The organism is Sphingobium psychrophilum, from assembly GCF_012927105.1.
GTDB classification, from domain to species: Bacteria; Pseudomonadota; Alphaproteobacteria; order Sphingomonadales; family Sphingomonadaceae; genus Sphingobium; species Sphingobium psychrophilum.
On sequence record NZ_JABBFV010000019.1, the window covers coordinates 60,624 to 81,620 of the forward strand.

Below are 20,997 nucleotides of genomic sequence, written 5' to 3' on the forward strand. Positions count from 1 at the left end.
ATCACTCATTTACTTATAGAAACTATAAGCATGGCTTATTCCGATCTGGACTTTAATCTCATCAAGGTGCTGGAGGCACTGTTCGTCCACCGCAGCGTGTCGGCGGCAGCGGAAGCGCTGTGCGTCACCCAGCCAAGCGTCAGCCTTTCGCTCAAGCGCCTGCGTGCACATTTCGGCGACGATCTTTTTGTCCGTCAGGGGGGGCGGATGGTGCCCACGGCGGTGGCCGAGCGGCTGCGCGAACCGGTCTCGCGGGTCATCGCCACGGTGCAGTCAGACATCGTACCGTCCGGCCCGTTCGACCCGGAATCCTCCGACCGCTGTTTCGTGCTGAGCCTGTCTGACCTGGGCGAACTAACCTTCCTGCCGGACCTGATGGCGAGCTTGCGCACGCTGGCGCCGCATGTGACCGTGCAATCGGTCACGCTGCCGACGCGGGATTTGAAGGCGGCGCTGGTGGATGGCAATGTGGACCTGGCGCTGGGCTATTTTTACGGGTTCGATGGCGACAATCTGTTTTCGCAAAAATTGTTCGACCAGACTTTCGTGTGCCTGGCGCGCGTCGACCATCCCCATATCGGCGACAGCCTGACCACCGAACAATTCTTACAGGCCGAGCATGTCATCGTCGAGCAGGATGGCCGCAGCCAGGAGGTCTTCGAGCGGCGGCTGGAGACGCTGGGGCTGCAACGCCATGTCGTGCTGCGATCGCCCCATTTCATGAGCGTGCCGCTGCTGATTTCTCAATCGGACATGATTACGACCGTCCCCTTGGCGGTGGCGCGCATCTATACCAAATTAACCGACTTGAAGATGCTGCCCTTGCCCTTTCATTCGCCCGCGGTGGAGCTGAAACAATTCTGGCACCGCAGGTCGCATACTGATCCCGGCACGCTTTGGCTAAGGCGGCTGGTCGCCCGGTTATTTACCGGACATGATCCCACGATCGGCGATCAATCGTCCTTCTGGAAAAGTTTCCGTGGCAGCGGCATGTCATCCTGATTTTCAGCTCGCCAAACGGACGGGTCGCGTGATTTCCAGTCAATCGAACCGACTTTTGGTCGTTTGACAGTTTAGCCCGCCAACCCGCATTCGATCCCCAGAGCATGGCCGCGCAGGCCAGGCGGACGTCGGCGCAAACAGCGACCGCGCCATGATTTTGGGGAGCGAAATGCTGGATTGGAACTATCGCGACAAGGCGTGCATCGTGGGCGTGGGGTCCACCGACTATGGTGTATTTCCCGAAACCGACGCCGTCGGCCTTGGCGTGGCGGCGCTGAAGGCGGCGGTCGATGATGCAGGCATCAGTTTCGACGATATAGACGGCGTCATCCTCAACCGCCTGCCCTATGATCGCTTTGCCGAGGTTTCGAACCTCAACACGCCTTATCTGCAATCGACGCCGGCGCATGGCCGCTTTTCCGCGATTGCGCTGATGATGGCTGCGGAGGCGATCGCATCGGGCGCCGCGACCACGATCGCCCTGGTCTATGGCAATGACGGTCGGTCCGCCGCGATGAAATATGGCGGCGATCCCAATTTCTGGGCGCCCTGGGGCTTTACGTCGCCCGGCGCATCGCACGCCATGATGTTCCGCCGCCATATGGCGCAATTTGGAACGACGTCGCAGGATCTGGCCCATATCGCCGTGGCGTTTCGCGATCATGCGACGAAGAATCCGGCCGCCGTCATGAAAAAGCCGATCACGGTCGAGGATCACCAGAACAGCCGTTTCATCTGCGATCCGCTGCACCTGCTCGATTACTGCCTGATCAACGATGGTGGCGTGGCCTGGATCATGACCACGCCAGAGCGCGCGAAGGATATGCGCAAGAAGCCGGTCTATGTCTCGGGCTTCGCGCGACAGGATGATTTCTCGCAAAACTCGCTGCCGCCCGACGATTATTGGTATCCCGCGCTCCAGAAAGTGGAGGCGCAGGTTTATGCGCGCGCCGGCATCAGCCGCGACGATATCGACGGGCTGATGATCTACGACAATTTCTCTCCCACGGTGCTGTTCGCGCTGGAGGGGATGGGCTTCTGCAAACAGGGCGAGGGCGGCCAGTTCGTGCGCGACGGGATGCTGCAGCTGGGCAAGGGGCGCTGGCCGACCAACACGAGCGGCGGGCATTTGTCGGAAAGCTATATGCAGGGATGGGCGCTGATCGTCGAAGGGGTGCGTCAGCTTCGCGGCGAAGTGCCCGCCGATCGCCAGATCAAGGATGCCAAAGCCCTTCAGTTCATCCTCGCCACGGCGGTTGCCAGTTCGATCATCATCAGGAACGACGCATGACCTATAGCAAACCGCTGCCCGAGGCAGATAAATGGAGCGGCCCCTTCTTCGCGGGTGCGCGGGAAGGGAAGCTGCTGGCCCAGAAGTGCAACAGTTCGGGCCGCTTCTTCTTTCCGCCATCCCCGGTATCCCCGGTCACGCGCGACGCAAATTGGTCCTGGGTCGCACTGTCGGGCAAGGGCATCGTCAGTTCGTTCGTCGTGATGCACCAGAAATATTTCGCCGGTTTCGGGGACGAAGTGCCCTATCCGGTGATCGAGGTGGAGCTTGAGGAAGGCGTGCGCCTGCTCTCCAACATCGTCGATTTGGGCGAACGCGCGCTGGTGGTCGGCATGCCGGTCGAAGTGATATTCGATCCTGTCACCCCCGATGTGACCCTGCCCAAATTCCGGCCGGCGGCCTGAACTGGGCAACCGTCAAAGGTCATCTGTTTTCCAGGTCCGTCGCGGCCTGAACCACCTGATAATGTCCCGCGCCGGTCCGTGCGCGTCGACGGAGAGAGCATCATGAGCGAAGACAATCTGGTCGTGGTCGAAGAGAAGGAAGGCTATGCCATCCTGCGCATCAACCGCCCCGACAAACGGAACGCGATGAACAAGGCCGCGCGCGTCGCGATGCTGGAGGCGATGGACGCGCTCAAGGGGCGTTTCGGCGTCATCGTCCTGACCGGCACTGATGTCAGTTTCTGCGCCGGGCTCGACCTCAAGGAAGCCAGCGCCGACCGCGAGGCAGGCGTCGAGGCCGATCCCGCCACATCCTGGCAGGCGGTCAATGTCGCCATCCGTGCGCATCCGTCGGTCTTCATCGCCGCCGTCAATGGCATGGCGCTGGGCGGCGGTGTGACGCTGATCAACGTCTGCGACCTGGCGATCGCGTCGGAACGCGCATCGATGGGCATGCCGGAAATGGGCTTTGCCACCTATCCAGGGCTGGCCGGCCCGTCGACCCAATATTCGCTGACGCGCAAGCGCCATGCCTGGATGATGTTCACCACCGAACGGATCGACGGCGCCACCGCCGAGCGCTGGGGTCTGGTCAACAAGGTGGTGCCGCACGACCAACTGCTGCCCGAAGCAGAAGCGATCGCCGCCAAGATCGGTCAGTTCAATCCCACCGCGCTGACGATCAGCAAGGGCGCGATGGACCAGATCCCGGTTGCAATCGACTGGGACGGCGCGTTCAATTTCGGCATCGGCAAGATCGACGAGATCAACCGGCTGACGGCCGCGGGCAGCGAGGGCTTGGCCCGCTTTTCCAAGGGCGAACGGCTGGTTGGTCAAGGCTGATCGTGGGGCTCAGGGTTCACGGATCGCAGCGGAATATGTGAGGTAGCGTGCAACAATATCAGATGTTCATAGGTGGCCAGTTCGTCGCCGCTGCCTCCGGCGAAACCTTCCCAACCGTGGAACCCTGGACCGAGGAGGCATGGGCAGACATCCCGCGCGGCGGAGCCGAAGATGTCGAGGCCGCAGTGCAGGCGGCGCATGGCGCACTGTCGGGCCCCTGGGCCGACTATAGCGCGACGGCGCGGGGCGCGCTGTTGCGGCGGCTTGCCGATCTGCTGGTCAAGGCCGCGCCGCATCTGGCCGAAATAGAGGTGCGGGACAATGGCAAGCTATTGACGGAGATGCGGGCCCAAACCAGCTATCTGCCCGACATCTATCATTATTATGCCGGTCTGGCGGACAAGATCGAGGGGTCTGTTCCGCCGGTGGGCCGTCCGGGCATTTTCGGCTACACCCGCTATGAACCTGTTGGCGTTGTCGCGGCGATCACGCCCTGGAACTCGCCACTTTTGCTGGCAGCGGCCAAGATCGCCCCGGCGCTGGCGGCTGGTTGCACGGTCATCCACAAGCCATCGGAACATAGTTCGGCATCGGCGCTGGAATTTGCCCGCCTGGTGCAGGAGGCAGGCTTTCCCGACGGCGTGTTCAACGTGCTGACCGGCTTTGGCGCACAGGTCGGCGATCCCTTGGTCCGCCACCCCAAGGTCGCGCGCGTCAGCTTCACCGGCGGCACGCAGGCGGGGCGCGCCATAAACCAGATCGCCGCTGCGCGGTTTGCCCGTTGCGACCTGGAACTGGGCGGAAAATCGCCCAATATCGTGTTTGACGATGCCGATCTGGAGGCGGCGGCCAACGGCGTCATATCGGGCATCTTCGCCGCGTCCGGGCAAAGCTGCATCGCCGGGTCACGCCTGCTGGTGCAGGATGATATTCACGATGCCTTTGTCGAACGGCTGATCGCAATCGCCAGCACGGCGGTGGTCGGCGATCCGACCGATCCTGCGACGCAGATCGGCCCGGTGACGACGCGGGACCAGTTCGACAAGGTGCTGGCCTATATCGACATTGCGCGCGGGGAGGGTGCCCGGTGCGTCCTGGGCGGCGATCGCCTGGCGCGAACGGGCTGGTTCGTCCAGCCGACGATCTTTACCGGCGTGACCAACCAGATGCGGATAGCGCGCGAAGAGGTGTTCGGGCCGATCCTGTCGGTCATCCGCTTCAAGGACGAGGCAGACTCCTTGCGGATCGCCAATGACAGCGATTTCGGGCTGGCGGCCGGTGTGTGGACGCGCGATTTCGGCAGGGCGTTTCGGATGTCCGAAAAGCTTCAGGCCGGCACGGTATGGATCAACAGCTACCGGATGCTGAGCGTGATGATGCCGTTCGGCGGCGTGAAGGATAGTGGCGCGGGGCGCGAGAATGGCATGGATGCGATCATGGCCAATCTGGAGGCCAAGAGTGTTTTCCTGAACCACAGCGCCCCGGTCGCCAACCCGTTCATCATGAAGCTGTAGGCCCGGTTCGGCATCGTAGCAGGGGGCGTCGGCGGCGCTGACGCCCCCTTCGCGGATGTGCGCGCCGCTAGACCAGGACGCCCTGTTCCGTCAGATCATCGATGTCGGACAGCGAAAGGCCCGCCCGTTCGGTGAGTATCTCCACCGTATGTTCGCCCAGCAACGGGGCGGCGAAGCGCGGGCCGATCGGGCCGGATGCAAATTGGAACGGGGGGCCGTTATAGAGCGAATTTCCCATCTCGCTATGCGGCAGATAGCGCCAGTGACCGCGATGCTTGAGTTGCGGATCATGATCGACAAGGTCGGCCGCATTCTGGACGACGCCGGCGGGCACGCCACGGTCCTGCAATGCCTGCATCAGGGCGTAGCCGTCGTGATCGGCCGATCGTGCGGCTATCGCGCGATCGATCACGTCCAGGGCCGCGTGACGCCCCGCTTCCTCCACCCATTCCACCTTGCCCAGATCGCTGCCGCCCAGGACGGCGCACAGCGCACGCCATTGCGTGTCCGACGCGATGCTGATCGCGATCCAGCGATCTTCGCCACGGACCGGATAGACGCCGCGCGGCGCATAGCCCGCCAGGCGATTGCCGGTCCTGCCCACGGTCCGCCCGTTGGCACCATGTTCCATCACCGGGATCGGCATCAGGCTCAGCATCGGTTCGGTCTGCGCCATGTCGATCGACTGGCCCGCACCGGTGCGCGCCTTGTGCCGCAACGCGCACATGATCGCGAAGGCACCATGGCAGGGGTTGGGAACATGGTCGGGATAGTTGGTGCCGGTGCCGGTCGGTTCCCGGTCGGGATAGCCGCTCAGGCCCAGAAAGCCGGTGAGCGCGGCAATGGTGATGCCATAGCCCAGCATCGTGCGGTCGGGGCCTTCGTCGCCGTTCATCGACATGCCGATGAAGATCAGGCCCGGATTGATGTGCCGCAATGTTTCGTAACCGACGCCCAGTTTCTCCATCGTCCCTGGCCGGAAATTATTGGCCACGATGTCGCAATCGCGGATCAGCCGATGGACGATCGCAACGCCGCGCGGTTCCTTCATATTGATGGTGATGCTGCGTTTGGAACTGTTGCGGTCCGCGAAATAGCCGCTGCGGTTGACCCCCCTGATCCCACCGGCATAGGGCGACGCCAGGCGCAGGCTGTCCAGCGACCTGGTGCTTTCGACCTTGATGACGTCGGCGCCCAGATCGGCGAGCAATTTGGTGGTGTAGGATCCGGCACCGATCCAGCAGAAATCGACGATCTTGACGCCGGAGAGCGGGAGGTCCGTCATGACGTTGCATCCTTGCCATCTTGTGTCCCAGGCACCAGTGCGGGGGCGGGCGTGCGCAACGCCCATGGCGTGGCGCTCAGCTTGTAGGGCGCGCCAGGGACACAGGTGCCGCCCAGGCGGGAATCTCCGGGGAGTGGGACGAAATAGTCGCGGTAGAGAAGCTGGCGGTTGCCCAGCAGATCGCCCGGCGTGGACATGGGCGCGATGGGCACGCCCCATGTCTTGCCGCCCTGATATAGTTGGTCCTTGGTCTGCCCCATGGCAAAGGGCAGGAAGACGGACTGGAACATCTCGTCCGCGCCGGGCGCCGTGTCGTCCCAGTCGGCCGCTGCAAAAATCTGTGCGCCAGGGCACCGCTCCGCCGTCATCCAGCGGGCGAAATTGCCCCACATGGCCGTTTCGCCGATGCCGCCCGCCAACAGGTAGATCTGGCCGTCCTTGCACGCAAAGATGCCGCTGCCCGCGCGCCGGGCACCTGCTGTCCGTTGGCGCACCTTGCCTTCAAGCTGATAGGTCTGGGCCGCATTCTCCAGCGCCATGACGATGGCTTCCTGGATCGACACGTCGATCACCTCGCCCTGGCCGCTGCGTTCCGCCCGCAAAAGCGCGGCGAACGCCGCGACGGCCGCGAACTGGTCGGCGGCGAGCAGGCCCTGTTCGCCATAAGCCACGACCGGCGCACAGTCGGGAAAGCCGGCCATCGTCAGCAGACCGCCCATCGCCATGAGGGTGAGGTCGTCGCCCACATAGCCGCCATAGGGGCCGTCGCTGCCATAAGGCGTGATGCGCACGCAGACGAGGCGCGGATTGGCGGCGCTCAGCGTCCCAAGGTCCACTGCCTGCGCGTCGGGATGATCCGACAGGATCAGCAGGTCCGCTTCAGCCGCCGCCTGAACCAGCAGTGCCTGCCCCTGCGGGGTGGCAAGGTCGGCACACAGGCTCTGCTTGTTCGCCGCGAAATAGGCGAAGGCCAGGCTGTTGTCCTGGCCCGGCCTGTCGCCGACAAAAGGCGGCTTGGCCCGCATCGGCGAACCGGAAGGCGGTTCGAACAGCGTGACCTTCGCCCCCATGTCCGCGAACAATTTGCCGCAATAGGCGCCATAGAGTCCCGACAGTTCAAGAACCCGGACGCCTTCCAGGGCGGTAGGGTCGCTCATAGGTCGCTGGGCCTGCCATCGCGCAGCAGGTCGCGTGCGATCATCCAGCGATGCACTTCGGACGGCCCTTCCACGATGCGCAGCACGCGCACTTCGCGGGCCATGAATTCCAGCGGCAGTTCCTTGCTAAGGCCCATGCCGCCGAACATCTGGATCGCCCGGTCGATCACGCGGGTTGCCATCTCGGTCGCCTGAACCTTGACCATGGACGCGCCCCGCCGGATGTCCGCGCGCGCGCCTTCGTCGATCTCCTGATCGAGCTGCCAGGCGAGGCGGTAGGTGAGCAGTTTCACCATCTCGATTTCTTGGAAACTGTCCGCGATCCACCATTGGATGGTCTGCCGGTCGGCCAGCGGCGCGCCGAATGTCAAGCGGGCCTTGGCTTGTTCGATCATCATGTCGAGTGCGCGCTGCGCATAGCCCAGGCACCAGCAGGCGCATTCCATGCGGCGGATGCCAAGTCGGTTCTGCAACGGGGCGAACGCCTGGCCCACGTCGCCCAGCACCTGGTCGTCGTCGACCACGACCTCATCGAAATTGACCGAATAAGCGTGGAAGTTGCCGCCGATGACCGAAAATTCCTGCGGGATCGTCACGCCGGGCGTGCCCTGGTCGATCAGGAAGGCGGTCATGCCGCCGCGCGTGCCCTTGGCAGGGTCGCTCGACGCGATCACGATCATGAAGTCGGCGGTGCGCGCGCCGCTGATCCACATTTTCTCGCCGTTCAGCACCCATGTGTTGCCACGTCGTTCGGCTTTCAGCCTGATGGCACCCGCATCAGCGCCTGCACCCGCCTCGGTCAGGGCCAGGCAGGATTTTTTCTCGCCCGCAGCATAGGGCAGCAGATAGCGTTCGATCTGATTGCCCTTGCAGGATTCCTGCAGGAAATGCAGGTTGGGGCTGTCGGGCGGCAGGGTGAAGGGCGTGATCGAATAGAACATCTGCTGCGTCACGACGCATTTGATGAGCGCGCCCATGCCATGGCCGCCAAAGCGTTCGGGCACATCGATGCCCCACAGGCCCAGTTCCTTCGACCGTGCCTTCAAACGCATCTCGATATCGTCAGGGATCAAAGGGTCGCCGCCCATGCCGCGATTGGCTTCGCGTTCGATGACAAGGCGTTCCAGCGGGATCAATTCGTCTGCGACGAAACGCGCGGTCAGTTCCCCGATCATGCGCGCATCGTCCGATAATGTGAAATCCATGCCTCTCCCGCCCTCTCAACCGGGTGCCCCCGGCACCTTATCCTTGCTTCTGATTGAAGACGCTTGGGGTGCGCCGCAATCGAAAGACTTTCTGCACGGTTGATCTAAACTCACACATCTGGCAGCATTGTCGGGACGGGGTCGCGCGCTGGCGCATCAAGCCATGCGCGGCGGTCCACAGGGTCGAAAGAAAGAGGATGAGAGGATGCGGATACCGCCGCTAACGGCACTGCGTGCCTTCGAATGCGCCGGGCGAAAGCTCAGTTTCACGCTCGCGGCCGCCGAACTCGGCGTCACGCCCGGCGCGGTCAGCCGGCAGATCAGGGTGCTGGAGGATTTCCTGTCGCTTCAGCTTTTTCATCGGGCGAACCGGGAAGTTAGCCTGACGCAGGAGGGGGCCGACTATCTGGCGAAGATCACCGATGCCTTTGCTCTGATCAAATCGGCGACCGAACATCTGATGGAGGTGCCCGAGGGCGCGCCGCTGCGCGTATCGACATCTTCCACTTACACACTGCGCTGGCTGATGCCGCGTATGCACTCCTTCTATTCCCAATATCCGGGTAACAATCTGCAATTGACCATGAGCCTGGCCGCGGTCGATTTTCAGCGCGACGATCTGGATGCGACGATCAAACTCGGCAATGAAGACACGCCCCAATCGGTGGTTCGCTACCTGTTCGATGCCGATCTGGTCGCGGTGTGCAGCCCCAAATTGCTGCAACAGGGGGTGCCGCTGGACAGGATTTCGGACCTGGCGCGCCACACCCTGCTCCATTCGACCGCGCGTCCCTCCAACTGGGCGCTCTGGCTGAAGGAGGCCGGGATGCCCGATCTTGTGGGTGCCAACATCATGCGGTTCGAAAGCTCCAGCCTGGCCTATCAGGCTGCGGCCGATGGCGTGGGCATTGCGATGGCACAGTTGCCCTTGATCCTTGACGATCTGGAGTCCGGGACGCTGATCATGCCGTTCCCGATTTCGACCCCCGACGACTGCCGCTACAATCTCATCTGGCCCGACAGGATGCCGCGCAATCCCAGTTTCAAGCCGTTTCGCGACTGGATGCTGGAGGAAGCGAGAAAGACCAGCGCCCGCATGGAGGCGTTGAAACTGGACATGGCCCGGCGGCGTGCGGAATGGCATCTGGCCGCCGTCGCGTGACCTGAAGTCAACGCGCCCGCAAAAATCTCGCTTGAATTCACGGCCTGAGCGGTGAGAACGAACCCGGTAAAAGCAGACGGCATCGACATGCATCGCGCGCCCATGCCCGTCGTTTCAAGGAGAGATGTCGATGCCGATTGCTGGCAAGGTCGCGCTGGTAACGGGCGGTGGCCGGGGGCTTGGCCGGGACCATGCCCTGGCCCTGGCAGCCGCGGGTGCCAAGGTCGTGGTCAACGATCTGGGCGGTTCCAACATAGGGGAGGGGGGCGACGCCGGTCCCGCCCAATCGGTGGTGGCAGAGATTGAGGCGCTGGGCGGCACGGCGGTTGCCGACACGCGCAGCGTTGCGGACTGGGCCGGTGCCCATGCCATGGTCGACGGGGCGATCGCGACCTTTGGCGACATCGACATCATCGTCAACAATGCCGGCATCAGCCGGGTCGCGGCCTTTGGTGACATGTCCGAACAGGATTGGGATTTGTCCGCCGCGGTGAATTTCAAGGGCGTGACGGCCACCATGAACGCCGCTGCGGCCCATTGGCGCAGGACCGGGCCGAAAAAGGGCCGCGCCATCATCAATACAGCGTCGCCCGCCGGGCTGCATCCCATGCCCCCGATCAACATCTACAGCGCGACCAAGGCCGCCGTGGCCGCCCTCACCGTCGCTGCGGCGCTCGAACTCGCGCCGCTCGGTGTCAGGGTGAATGCCATTGCCCCCATGGCCCGCACCCGGATGTTGGAGGGCGCGCCGCCCGACATGATTGCGATGATGGCCCCGCGCGAAGGGTTCGACCCCAATTCGCCGGAACATGTTTCTCAAGTCGTACTGTTCCTGGCGAGCGCCCAATGTCCGTTCACTGGCCGGGTGTTCGGCGCATGGGGCGACGACCTCTTCCTGTTCAACGAATGGAGCGCGGCCCATCATGTCAGCAATGGCGGGCAGAAATGGACTGTCGCATCGCTGGAGGCAGCGAGCGCCGACCTGCCCCGGCAGGATCACCGCTGGACCCTGTTCCCCGGCGGCCGCTTTGAAACCGACATGCCGCCTGCGGACATATTGGCGGCGCTGGCAGCGGTCTGATGATCCGCGCCCTCGCACCCCAGCGCCGATGCAGATGATGATGGAGAGAGCCGATGAGCGCCGTTGAAATTCCCACCGCGCCGCGCAAACCCGGCGATGGCGTTCGCCTGTTCGGTTTTACGGTCGGCCATGTGAACATGCCGATCGGCTTCTTTCTCGATGGCGAGCCGGGCGAAATGCGCGCGCCGGTCACGGCCTTCCTGATCGATCACCCCAAGGGTCTGGTGCTGTTCGATACCGGGCTGGGGCCGCGTTTCGTGCGGCCAAGAGGCACCCAGCCGGACAGCTTCATCGACCTTGAGCAGGGCGACACGATCGACGAGCGACTGAACGCGATCGGCGTCGATCCTGCCGCCATCCGCTGGATCATTACATCGCATTTGCACACCGATCATGCGGGCGGCAACGCCTATTTCCCCAATGCGACCGTCATAGTGCAGGAACGCGAATATGATCATGCCTTCCACAATATCACGGACGATCCCATCTATGAGATCAGCGAATATGATCTGGGCCAGCCTTTCCTGAAGATCCACGGGGAGCATGACCTGTTCGCCGATGGTACGATCGTCATTTTCCCGACGCTCGGACATACGCCGGGCCATCAATCGGCCAAGATCAGGACCGATGGCGGCGACATCGTCCTGACCGGGGATTGTTGCAGCCTCAAGCGATCGCTCGACGAGTTCCGACTGCCCAACCATTGCCATGACGCCGATCAGTTCCTGACATCGCTCAAGTTGCTGTCGTCGCTGGAGCGCAAGGGCGCCCGGGTGTTTCCAAGCCACGACCCCGATTTCTGGGCTACCATTCCCAAGGTAGGTCCGATCGGCTGAACGAACAGGGCCCGGCCCGGCGGCAACGGTCCGTCGCCGCCGGGCCCAGGCTTCAAATACCCTCGCTATCGGCGATCGATTGTTCGATCTGCCTGAAGCGGGCCAGGATCGGCGCCGTGCCGTCGGGATGGGTCCAGATATAGAGTTGGCCCGCCAGCATCGCCCGCACCGCGATTTCGCCAGCTTCGTCTGCGTCCATCCATGGGATCGTGACATTTTCAAAACCCTCGGCATCCTCCAGCCGACCGCTTTTGAGTTGCCCCTCGCCCAGTTGATCGGGACGGTTCCGGTCGCTGTGGTGGATGTTGGATCGTACCGGGCCGGGCAGGAAGACGCTGACGCTGATCTTCCCCCCGTCCTGCGCCATTTCCGCCGCCAGCGTTTCCGACATGGCCACCACCGCATATTTGGTCGCCGCATAGCCGCCGATCGTCGGAACGGCAAACATCCCACTGATCGAGGATGTGTTGAGGATATAGCCGGGGTCGGGGTTCGCCTGAAGCAGCGGAAGGAAAGAGTCCAGACCGTTGATCACGCTCCATATATTGGTGTCGATCATCCACGCCCAATCGGCCCTGGTCATATCGGCCATGCGCGCGGTGGGGCCGATGCCGGCATTGTTGACCAGGATGTCGAGGTGCCCGAACCGCGCCTTGATCGCGTCGGCCACATCATGCAGCCCCTGGGCATCGGTCACGTCGGTGCGGAATGCGGTGCCGTTCAACGCCGCCGCCGCCTCGTCCAGCGCCTGCTGGTTGCGGCCGATGAGGACGACATGGCAGCCGCGCGCGGCCAGCCGCTGCGCGATACCCAGCCCGATGCCGGACGAACCGCCCGTGACGACCGCCACCTTGCCCTGTAATAACCCTGCCATTCGGCTCCACTCCCTATCGTCTGTTGCGCAACAATAGCGCGGCCGGGCGGTGACGCGAGCGACCTTTGCGCCGCTCGCTTGACTTTAGATCAACGCCGCTCTCCAAAAGTCGGTTGACGCAAAAGGGCGGGGATGATGACCTTTTCGCAGACCCCGTCGACGAACCGGGGGCAAGCAGACAGAATTGGCCGCACGGCCAAAAGGAGAGAGCGCGGCATGATCAATCCAGGATGGACCGTCCCGCGATCGCCCCTGGGCACCTATCATCCATTCTGCTTCGTCCTTGTCGATCAACGCCATGTCGACAGGAGGGGGCGACCGCACCTAGCCAGCGGGCAGCATGAATGGACCAGAAGCAATGACTGACTTTGACTATATCGTCGTAGGTTCGGGATCGGGCGGTGGCGTCGTTGCGTCCAGGCTGTCGGAAGATCCAGCCAATTCCGTGCTCGTCCTGGAAGCTGGCGGGTCCGACTGGAATTTTGTGTTTCACATGGGAATCGGCTTTTACCGGAACCGCCCCGCCAACCTGAACTGGGGGTTCCAGTCGCAGCCCGAACCCCATCTCGATAATCGCCGCATCGACCTGCCGCAGGGCCATGTGCTGGGCGGTTCGTCCTCGATCAACGGCAAAGTCTATTCGCGCGGCAACCCGATCGACTATGACGAATGGCGCCAGATGGGGTGTGAGGGCTGGTCCTATGACGAGGTGCTGCCTTATTTCCGGCGTGCCGAGGGGAGTTGGCGGTCGGGCAGCCGCTATCATGGCGAGGACGGCCCGCTCAAGACCACGGCGATCGCCCGTCGCGGCATGTTGTCGGAGCCGCTGGTCGAAGCGGCGCGCAGCCTGAACTATCCGATCGTCGATGACCTTGATGCCGCCCCGTTTGAGGGTATTTCGCCCGGGTCCGACATCACCGTCGATCGCCGGGGCCGTCGGTCCAGCACGGCGCGGACCTATTTGCGTCCGGCGATGCGGCGGGGGAATGTGAAGCTGGAACTGCATGCCCGCGCGACGCGCATCCTGGTCGAGGATGGCAGGGCCGTCGGCATCGAGTTCGTCCAGCGCGGCAAGGTGCGACAGGTCCGGGCGCGCAAGGAAGTCATCCTGTCGGCGGGCGTCTATAACAGCGCGCGCCTGCTGCTGCTGTCGGGTATCGGCAATGCAGACGAACTTGATGCGATCGGCATCGCGCCGGTCCTGCACCTGCCCGGCGTCGGTACGAACATCGCCGATCATGCGGCCACGATGATGGAAAACCTGACCAAGGATCCGATCACCCCACTGGGGCAGCTGCGGATCGACAAGGTGGCGGTGCATTTCCTGCAATGGGCACTCCTTGGGAAAGGACTGTTCACCACCCAGCCGCTCAGCGCGCAGGGGCTGATCAAGACCCAGTCCGGGCTCGACCGCCCTGATGTCCAGGTCTTCTTCAATCCCCTGCGTCGCGACGCCCAGATCCACGTGCCGGGCATCACCCGCCGCCAGGAACACCGGGTTGAAGCGGCCATCGTGCTGCTGCGCCCCTATAGCCGCGGGACGTTGAAACTGGGCTCCTCCAACCCGGCCGAACCGCCCGAAATCCAGCTTAACCTGCTGTCGGACCAGCGCGATGTCGATACGTTGATCCGCGCCCTTCGGCAGGTGCGCAAAATCTATCAGGCGGAACCTTTGAGCGGCCTTCTCAAGCAGGAAGTGTCGCCTGGCATCGCCGCGCAGAGCGACGAGGCGCTGACCGCCTATCTGCGCCGCGCTCTGTACACCGTGCGGCATCCGGTCGGCAGTTGTCGGATGGGGCATGACGAGATGGCGGTGGTGGACAGTCAACTGCGCGTGCGTGGCATCGCCGGGCTGCGCATCGCCGATGCGTCGGTCATGCCGGCCATTCCGGGCGGTAACACCAACGCGCCCGCCATCATGATCGGTGAAAAGGCGGCCGACATGATCCAGGGCAAACCCGCGCTCCGCCCCGTTATCGATTGAGTTGAAGTCAAGGAAGACGAAAATTTGGCGCTGCATGGTGCCTGGCCTTTGGGATAGACCGCAAAGGCCTTTTATCCCACGGGCATCGCAGCCTGACCGGCTGTATGGAAGAGGATGCAGGGCGGCGCCAGGCAAGGCGTTGCTCGCTCGATGATAAGAAGGATCAAGGAGAATATGGTGCAAGTCTGGCAGGAACGACTGGATCATTTCAAGGAGATGATCCGCGAGGATATCGACAAGGGCCTCTATTATGGGGCTTCGGTCCGCGTCGGTCGCGGCGGCACCCTGGTCTTCAACGAAACGATCGGCCATGCCGACGCCGCCGGTGAAAAGCCGATCAATCCTGACTCCATTTTCTCCATCTTCTCCATGACCAAGGCGTTCACCAACATCCTGACGCTGCGCGCGATCGAGATGGGTCGCTTTGCGCTGACCACCAAGGTGTCGGACATCATCCCCGAATTTGCCGGCCCGCCGCGCGACCAAGCGACGTTTTTCCACCTGCTCACCCACACGGCCGGGTGGCCGGGCCTTTGGGAAATCCGCCCCGGCGCCCTGCAGGACCAGTTTGACGAAGTCATCGCGGACATCTGCGCCTTTGTCAGCGGGACCACGGAACCTGGGCAGCGCTGCAACTATCAGCCCCTGGTCAATCATGCGTTGATGGGCGAAGCCATTCGTCGCACCGATCCCAAGCAGCGTTCGCTGCGTGACATCTATCGCGAGGATCTGTTCGAGCCGCTCAAGATGCACGACACGGCCATGGGCGTCCGCAAAGACCTCCAGCCGCGCCACATCATTCCCGACATGCGCGGCACGCTGCCCGTCACCACGCCGGGGCATAACAACAAGAGCGACTATGGCATATTCGAGGAAGAATTTGCCGAAATGCCCCATGTGGGTTGCGTCGCGACCGCCGACGACATGTGGCGCTTTACCGAAATGCTGCGCCGCGGCGGCGAGCTTGACGGGGTGCGGATTCTATCGCCCCGCACGATCAAGCTGGCCACCCAATGCTGGACCGGCGAGATGGAAAACGAGCTTTATCGCTGGCTGGCGCTGTCGATGGGGTGGAAGGCCTATCCCGCCTATATGGGCCTTGGCTTCTCGCTGAAGGGCAAGACGCTCAACCATAATCAATATGGCACGCTGACGTCGGAGGGGACGTTCGGCAATAATGGCGCGGGCAGTTCGATCTATTGGGTCGATCCGGTGGCCGACGCCACCTTTGTATGCCTGACCGCCGGCGTAATGCATGAAGGGCATAATATGCTCCGCTTCCAGCGCTATTCCGACACTGTCGCATCGGCGATGGTGTAATATGGGAACGCTTTCCTATGATTATGCCGACACCGTCACGCTGGTGACGGGTGGCGCGTCGGGTATCGGCCGCGCCATATCCGAAGCGTTCGCGGCGGCAGGCGGCATGGTCGCCATCGCCGACATCAATCTTGAAGCGGCACAAAGCGCCGTCGGGGCGATCGAAGCGATGGGCGGGCGTGCGCGCGCCTTTCATGTCGATGTGGCCGATGAAAATTCCGTCCGCGCGTTGATCGATGCGATATGGGCCGATCTGGGACGGTTGGACCATGCGATCAACAATGCGGGGATAGAGGCCAATACCGTACCGCTGGCCGATCTTGACAGCGACAATTGGCGCCGGGTGACGGACGTCAATCTCAGCGCCATCTTCTACTGCATGAAGGCGCAGTTGCGCAGCTTCCTGGATCGGGGCGTCACTGGCGCGATCGTCAATACGGCCTCCATTTCGGGGCTGATAGGCGGCTATAATCTGGCGGCCTATACCGCGACCAAACATGCCGTCGTCGGACTGACCAAGGCGGCGTCGATGGACTATGCGGCACAGGGCATTCGCATCAACGCCCTGTGCCCCGGCCTGGTCGACACGCCCTTCATCGCCGCCTTGCCCCAGCCGTTCATGGATCGGCTGGTGTTCGCCATTCCGATGGGGCGGCCCGGCCGCGCGGATGAAATGGCCAAGGCCGTGCTGTGGCTGTGTTCGGACGATGCCAGCTATGTGACCGGCCATGCCATGGTGGTCGATGGCGGGACGTCGCTGGGCGGCACCGGGACGAAAATGGACGACCTGGTGGGCGCCGCCGGTTCGCACTGAGACTGAAGCTGGATTGGATTAAACGATGTCGACGGCTCAACTGATGGATATTCCCGAAATTTCGCCGCTTGCCAGCCGGGAGGACTATGCCGCCGCGCGTCGCAGGAGCTGGGTGGGCAAGAGCGAGCGCGGGTTCGAAGTGCTGACCCATGATCAGGGTTGGGAGATCATGAGCAGCAAGGCGTTCGACATCGGCGGCGGCTTTGGCGTCGTCCTGGATGCCGTCGACCTGACTTCAGGCCCGTATCGCGAGGAATGGAACAAGCAGATCGTCTGTCATGAGGGCGACATGCGCACCAAGATGCGCGAGCCCTATATGCGGCTGCTCAAGCCCCAGCAGGTCGCCAAGCTCCAGGGTGATGTCCGCGCCATCATCCACGGCATTCTGGACGATATCAAGGATCCCACCGATGTCGATTTCATGGCGGAGATCGCCTGGCGGCTGCCAACGCAGCTTTATTGCGACCTGATTTCCGCGCCGCGCGAGATGGCGCCGTGGATCGGGCGGGTGACCGAATCCATCAATCCGCCCCTGCTGATGATGGACAAGGATCGCATCGGCGAATCCGAAGCGGCCTATTGGGAGGGGCTGGCGTTCATCGAAAAACATATCGATGACAAGCGCGGCAATCTGGGCGACGACTTCACGTCGGAATTGATCCGTTGCGAATTGGAAGGGCTGATTTCCCACGATCAGGTCAAGACCCTCGCCATGTCGCTGCTCATCGCCAGCATGGACAATACGCTGCACCAACTCGGCCTGACTTTCGGCACATTGCTGGAGGATCGCAGCCGGTGGGAGCAGGTCCTGGCCAGACCCACCGCCGCGCCGCAGGCCGCGGAGGAAAGCTATCGGCTCTGCCCGCGCTTTGGCGTGATCGCGCGCCATGCGTCGAAGGATATCGCCATCAACGGCTTCACCTTTCCGGCCGATAGCTGGATTTGGATATCGACCCGTTCGGGGGGCCGCGACGAAAGCAAGTTCGATGACGCGGACAATTTCAGGATGGGCCGTCCGGCATCGCGCGCGCTGATGTTCGGGTCGAACCATTATAGCTGCCTGGGCGCCACACTGGCGCGGCTGGAGGTGTCCGAAACCATCAGGATCATCGCCGACCGCTTCCCCAATATCCATATCAAGGGCGATTGGCGAAAGGTCGAAAGCCCGCTCGTCACCGAGGTCGAACATCTGCGGGTGTCGCTCATATGATGGTGTCGGGGCTGCCGACGGCCTTCACGATCGGAGGCGTGCGATGAGCGCGGTAACCGTTACCACGCGCTAAGGGGAAGACCGTGCGCTGGAGGCTCAGGTCGGCATGAGCGTCATGGAAATCATCCGTGACGCCGGGCTGGATGAAATGCTGGCGCTGTGCGGCGGCGGCTGTTCATGCGCCACCTGCCATGTCTATGTCTCGGATAGGCGATCCCTTCGCCGACGAGGCGGGCGCCTTCGTTGATCAGCGACAACAAGCAGCGTTCCGTGATCTCGGCATCGCTAATCGACCGGCGTCCCACGCCGATCTCGCCTGAATAGTCGATGATCATTTTGTCGATGAGCGGGTCGAGCGCGGCGGTGCGGCCATCAGGATACAGATACATGCCTTTGCCAACCTTCTGGCCGAACCGTCCCATCTCGCAGACGCGGTCGGGAAGGCCAGAATAAGGACGGTCGGGCTGCTCGACGGCGCGGCGCTTGCGGATCGCCCAGCCGATATCCTGCCTGGCCAGATCGAGCACGCGGATCGGCCCCATCGCCATACCCCAATGCTCCATCGCCCCGTCGATCTGCTGTGGAAGCGCTCCTTCCTCCGGCAGGAAATACGCTTGGCGCAGATATTCCTCGAACATGCGGTTGCCGATAAAGCCGTCGCAAACGCCGGAAACGACGCCGACTTTGCCGATGCGCCGCGCAAAGGCCATAGCTGTGGCCAGCACATCGGGCGCGGTCCGCCCGCCGCGCACCACTTCGAGAAGGCGCATGACGTTGGCCGGGGAAAAAAGTGAAGCCCGACAACGCGAGAGGGATCGGAAGTGAACGTCGCGATCGCATCCAGATCCAGCGTGGAGGTGTTACTGGCCAGAATCGTGTCGGATCGCACGATGGAGTGCAATGTGGTGAAAATTTCCCTCTTAACCGCGAGATCCTCGAACACCGCTTCGATCACCAAATCGACATCGGCAAGCGCTTCGAGCGAAGGCGCGAGGGTTAGCGCGGCCAAGCGCGTGTCCGCCTCCGACTGCGATATGCGGCGCTTCTTGACGTCCCGCAGGATCGTCCGCCCAACCGTATCGCGCGCTTTATCGCGGGCATTGCCTCGGGTCTCGACGACGATCACATCAAATCCCGCGTTGAGCAACGCGATCGCAATACCCGTGCCCATGAGGCCGCCGCCGACGATACCCACGGTTTTGATCGAGCGCGGCCGGATGTCCGCCCCAATTCCCGGGATTCGCGCGACTTTCCGCTCCCCGAAGAAGGCGTGCTGCAAACCACGTGCGGCTTGCGAATCCATCAGCTCTGCAAAGAGCCGCTTTTCCACGGCTCGTCCGGGAGCGAAATCGGCCTCGATCGCTTCCACGCACTCAACGATCCGTTCCGGCGAGGCGCTCAGGCCGCCCTTGCGCAGCGAGGCGCGGGTTTCGGCGACAGCCTCCTTCAGGTTGACGGGGGGAGGAATCGAGCCCGTTCTGCGGATCGGCTGCAGCCTATTGGCGGACGCGATCTTGAAAGCTTCAGCGACCAGATCGCCATCCACGATCCGATCGACAAGTCCGATTTCATGCGCGCGGAGGGCGTCGATGGTCCTGCCGGAGATCATCAACTCCAATGCTCCGATCTCGTCACCATAAGAGATGAATTTCTATATGCATTCCGCGTCTTGCACCCGGCGTTGCCCTGCAAGAAAGCAATCATCCCGTCATGGGCATGACATCGCTTCGGATCACCCCATCTGCGTTACGGGCGATCATGCCGGGCTTTTTTGGGCCAGACCTCAATGGCGAACGCGGCGTTCTGCTGGCGGATATCGAACCCCGCTTATTCCCGCCAACTGCGGATATTGTCGGAACCGGTTCGATAATGATTGCACATACGCAGTCTAACTATCGCCAATGCCGTCGCAAGCCTATCGATTTGGTTCTGATACGTTCTCCATGATCAGAACCATGACCCACCCTGATTCTCTTTCGCTCGCCCAGAGCCCGCTTCACGCCCCGATCTGCAAAATGACAATTATCGCCGAACAGGTCAGCTATGGTTACAAGCCCGCTGGCCTCGATATCGAACAGCGCATATTCCGCACCGATTGACTGCCCGCCGAGCAGCCATGCCTTTAACTGATGACCGGTCGGCACATATGTATCGGATCGTCGGCCAGCGCCAGCCAGGCTTTTTGCTGGCTTTTGACGCCGGTGATCCAGAGACAGTGGCGCGCCAGTTTCTCGCCCTTTGTCAGTCGGGGTGGTATGCCGATGTTTTCCGGCACCAAACCGGGCCCTGCGTTATTGCCATAGCGGTAGCGCACGATGTTGAAAACGCGGTTGGGACATTTCTGGAATTGTGGGAAGCCAAGACATAGTTGTCCACGGAAGGGCATTTGTGGTGCGTTGGCTGCTCGATAGGATCAGCTATCTGGCTCAGCGAAAGCGGACAGACCGGACACATGAACTAGACGTTTCGGGTCTAACGTCTCGTAAGACTCGGGTTTCCTTTGAAGCATTATTCCTGCGGCCGCCCGGCAAGTTCCATCATCAGGGTTTTTTGCCGTCGGCATAACGGCGTATAATCCGGCATCCGCCAGTCCAACCCTACAAACTTGAGCAGGCTCGCAACCAAGCCCTTGACGTGTCGTCATGGAAGGTTGAAGAGCGCCTTCTGCACAAGGCACAACTCAATGGTGCCGTTCGAAAACTGCATCGGCCGACCGGGACGACCACATGGTGTCGTTAGCCGTTGCATCTCCAGATCAAACCACACCTCCAGCGAGCCACGCTGCATCAGAGCCGCATTATACGCGATCCAGTTCGTCGCGCGGTACTACCGGGCCGCAGGTTTTGGCGTCTCATACCAATATGCATTGATCGGAACCTACGACATGCTGTTCCCCGGCGAAGGCCGGGGTCCAGTCCGCAGCGTGGAACTGGACCCCGGCCTTCGCCGGGGAACGCTATGACCGTTCCCATGAGT

19 protein-coding genes and 3 pseudogenes are annotated in these 20,997 nt (G+C 62.4%); 15 read left to right on the plus strand and 7 right to left on the minus strand.

Annotated features, from left to right (window positions below):
- Positions 1–30 precede the first annotated feature (30 nt).
- The 5 genes from HHL08_RS19820 to HHL08_RS19840 all read left to right on the plus strand — a co-directional run bounded on the left by HHL08_RS19820 (position 31) and on the right by HHL08_RS19840 (position 5,093).
- Positions 31–1,002, plus strand: coding sequence for a LysR family transcriptional regulator (locus HHL08_RS19820; protein WP_169574744.1), 972 nt, complete (start codon positions 31–33; stop codon positions 1,000–1,002).
- A gap of 169 nt (positions 1,003–1,171) precedes the next feature.
- Positions 1,172–2,293 (plus strand): thiolase family protein, encoded by a 1,122-nt coding sequence (locus tag HHL08_RS19825; RefSeq protein WP_169574745.1) that lies wholly within the window; start codon positions 1,172–1,174, stop codon positions 2,291–2,293.
- Complete coding sequence (locus HHL08_RS19830; RefSeq protein ID WP_169574746.1) at positions 2,290–2,697, plus strand: Zn-ribbon domain-containing OB-fold protein; 408 nt, start codon at positions 2,290–2,292, stop codon at positions 2,695–2,697. The genes HHL08_RS19825 and HHL08_RS19830 overlap by 4 nt, the downstream gene beginning before the upstream one ends.
- Positions 2,698–2,799: 102 nt before the next feature.
- Positions 2,800–3,579, plus strand: a complete 780-nt coding sequence (locus tag HHL08_RS19835) for an enoyl-CoA hydratase/isomerase family protein (RefSeq protein ID WP_169574747.1) — start codon at positions 2,800–2,802, stop codon at positions 3,577–3,579.
- Positions 3,580–3,626: 47 nt separating this feature from the next.
- Complete coding sequence (locus tag HHL08_RS19840) at positions 3,627–5,093, plus strand: aldehyde dehydrogenase (RefSeq protein ID WP_169574748.1); 1,467 nt, start codon at positions 3,627–3,629, stop codon at positions 5,091–5,093.
- A gap of 67 nt (positions 5,094–5,160) precedes the next feature.
- On the opposite strand, the gene HHL08_RS19845 is transcribed toward HHL08_RS19840, so the two are convergent.
- Genes HHL08_RS19845 through HHL08_RS19855 form a run of 3 tightly spaced genes read right to left on the minus strand, consistent with a single transcriptional unit; the run spans position 5,161 to position 8,740 of the window.
- A complete protein-coding gene (locus HHL08_RS19845; RefSeq protein WP_169574749.1) occupies positions 5,161–6,378 on the minus strand; it encodes a CaiB/BaiF CoA transferase family protein in 1,218 nt (405 codons plus the stop codon).
- Positions 6,375–7,535 carry a CoA transferase gene (locus HHL08_RS19850; RefSeq protein WP_169574750.1) on the minus strand — a complete coding sequence of 387 codons (1,161 nt, stop codon included), beginning with the start codon at positions 7,533–7,535 and terminating at the stop codon, positions 6,375–6,377. Before HHL08_RS19850 ends, HHL08_RS19845 begins: the two co-directional genes overlap by 4 nt.
- On the minus strand, positions 7,532–8,740 hold the full coding sequence (locus HHL08_RS19855) for an acyl-CoA dehydrogenase family protein (RefSeq protein WP_169574751.1): 1,209 nt from the start codon (positions 8,738–8,740) through the stop codon (positions 7,532–7,534). Before HHL08_RS19855 ends, HHL08_RS19850 begins: the two co-directional genes overlap by 4 nt.
- 205 nt (positions 8,741–8,945) lie before the next feature.
- Here HHL08_RS19855 and gcvA point away from each other — a divergent pair, with 205 nt between their 5' ends.
- The 3 genes from gcvA (at position 8,946) to HHL08_RS19870 (ending at position 11,819) form a co-directional block, all read left to right on the plus strand.
- Complete coding sequence (gene gcvA / locus HHL08_RS19860; protein WP_169574752.1) at positions 8,946–9,902, plus strand: transcriptional regulator GcvA; 957 nt, start codon at positions 8,946–8,948, stop codon at positions 9,900–9,902.
- 130 nt (positions 9,903–10,032) lie between these two features.
- The gene (locus HHL08_RS19865; RefSeq protein ID WP_169574753.1) at positions 10,033–10,983 is read left to right on the plus strand and encodes an SDR family NAD(P)-dependent oxidoreductase; all 951 of its coding nucleotides are present in this window, start codon (positions 10,033–10,035) and stop codon (positions 10,981–10,983) included.
- A gap of 53 nt (positions 10,984–11,036) precedes the next feature.
- The gene (locus tag HHL08_RS19870; protein ID WP_169574754.1) at positions 11,037–11,819 is read left to right on the plus strand and encodes an N-acyl homoserine lactonase family protein; all 783 of its coding nucleotides are present in this window, start codon (positions 11,037–11,039) and stop codon (positions 11,817–11,819) included.
- A gap of 52 nt (positions 11,820–11,871) precedes the next feature.
- On the opposite strand, the gene HHL08_RS19875 is transcribed toward HHL08_RS19870, so the two are convergent.
- On the minus strand, positions 11,872–12,693 hold the full coding sequence (locus HHL08_RS19875) for an SDR family NAD(P)-dependent oxidoreductase (protein WP_169574755.1): 822 nt from the start codon (positions 12,691–12,693) through the stop codon (positions 11,872–11,874).
- A gap of 358 nt (positions 12,694–13,051) precedes the next feature.
- Between HHL08_RS19875 and HHL08_RS19880 the strand changes: the two genes are divergently transcribed.
- The 5 genes and pseudogenes from HHL08_RS19880 to HHL08_RS25720 form a co-directional block, all read left to right on the plus strand.
- Positions 13,052–14,677, plus strand: a complete 1,626-nt coding sequence (locus tag HHL08_RS19880) for a GMC family oxidoreductase (protein ID WP_169574756.1) — start codon at positions 13,052–13,054, stop codon at positions 14,675–14,677.
- Between the two features lie 174 nt (positions 14,678–14,851).
- Positions 14,852–15,997: a serine hydrolase domain-containing protein gene (locus HHL08_RS19885; protein WP_169574757.1), complete on the plus strand. Its 1,146-nt coding sequence runs from the start codon at positions 14,852–14,854 to the stop codon at positions 15,995–15,997.
- Position 15,998: 1 nt separating this feature from the next.
- Positions 15,999–16,811, plus strand: coding sequence for an SDR family NAD(P)-dependent oxidoreductase (locus HHL08_RS19890; protein WP_169574758.1), 813 nt, complete (start codon positions 15,999–16,001; stop codon positions 16,809–16,811).
- 25 nt (positions 16,812–16,836) lie between these two features.
- Positions 16,837–18,021, plus strand: a complete 1,185-nt coding sequence (locus tag HHL08_RS19895) for a cytochrome P450 (RefSeq protein ID WP_169574759.1) — start codon at positions 16,837–16,839, stop codon at positions 18,019–18,021.
- An 88-nt stretch (positions 18,022–18,109) separates the two neighbouring features.
- Positions 18,110–18,223: pseudogene (locus HHL08_RS25720) on the plus strand (2Fe-2S iron-sulfur cluster-binding protein); the annotation flags it as partial.
- Between the two features lie 235 nt (positions 18,224–18,458).
- On the opposite strand, the pseudogene HHL08_RS26180 reads toward HHL08_RS25720, so the two are convergent.
- Positions 18,459–19,630: pseudogene (locus tag HHL08_RS26180) on the minus strand (3-hydroxyacyl-CoA dehydrogenase NAD-binding domain-containing protein); the annotation flags it as partial.
- Between the two features lie 107 nt (positions 19,631–19,737).
- Between HHL08_RS26180 and HHL08_RS19905 the strand changes: the two are divergent.
- Together HHL08_RS19905 and HHL08_RS26185 are read left to right on the plus strand one after the other, a co-directional pair.
- The gene (locus HHL08_RS19905; protein ID WP_169574760.1) at positions 19,738–19,968 is read left to right on the plus strand and encodes a hypothetical protein; all 231 of its coding nucleotides are present in this window, start codon (positions 19,738–19,740) and stop codon (positions 19,966–19,968) included.
- An 8-nt stretch (positions 19,969–19,976) separates the two neighbouring features.
- A complete protein-coding gene (locus HHL08_RS26185; protein ID WP_169574761.1) occupies positions 19,977–20,120 on the plus strand; it encodes a hypothetical protein in 144 nt (47 codons plus the stop codon).
- A gap of 23 nt (positions 20,121–20,143) precedes the next feature.
- Here HHL08_RS26185 and HHL08_RS26190 read toward each other — a convergent pair whose 3' ends face one another.
- Both HHL08_RS26190 and HHL08_RS26310 read right to left on the minus strand, forming a co-directional pair.
- Positions 20,144–20,335 (minus strand): hypothetical protein, encoded by a 192-nt coding sequence (locus tag HHL08_RS26190; RefSeq protein WP_169574762.1) that lies wholly within the window; start codon positions 20,333–20,335, stop codon positions 20,144–20,146.
- A 194-nt stretch (positions 20,336–20,529) separates the two neighbouring features.
- Positions 20,530–20,808: pseudogene (locus HHL08_RS26310) on the minus strand (transposase).
- Positions 20,809–20,997: the final 189 nt, after the last annotated feature.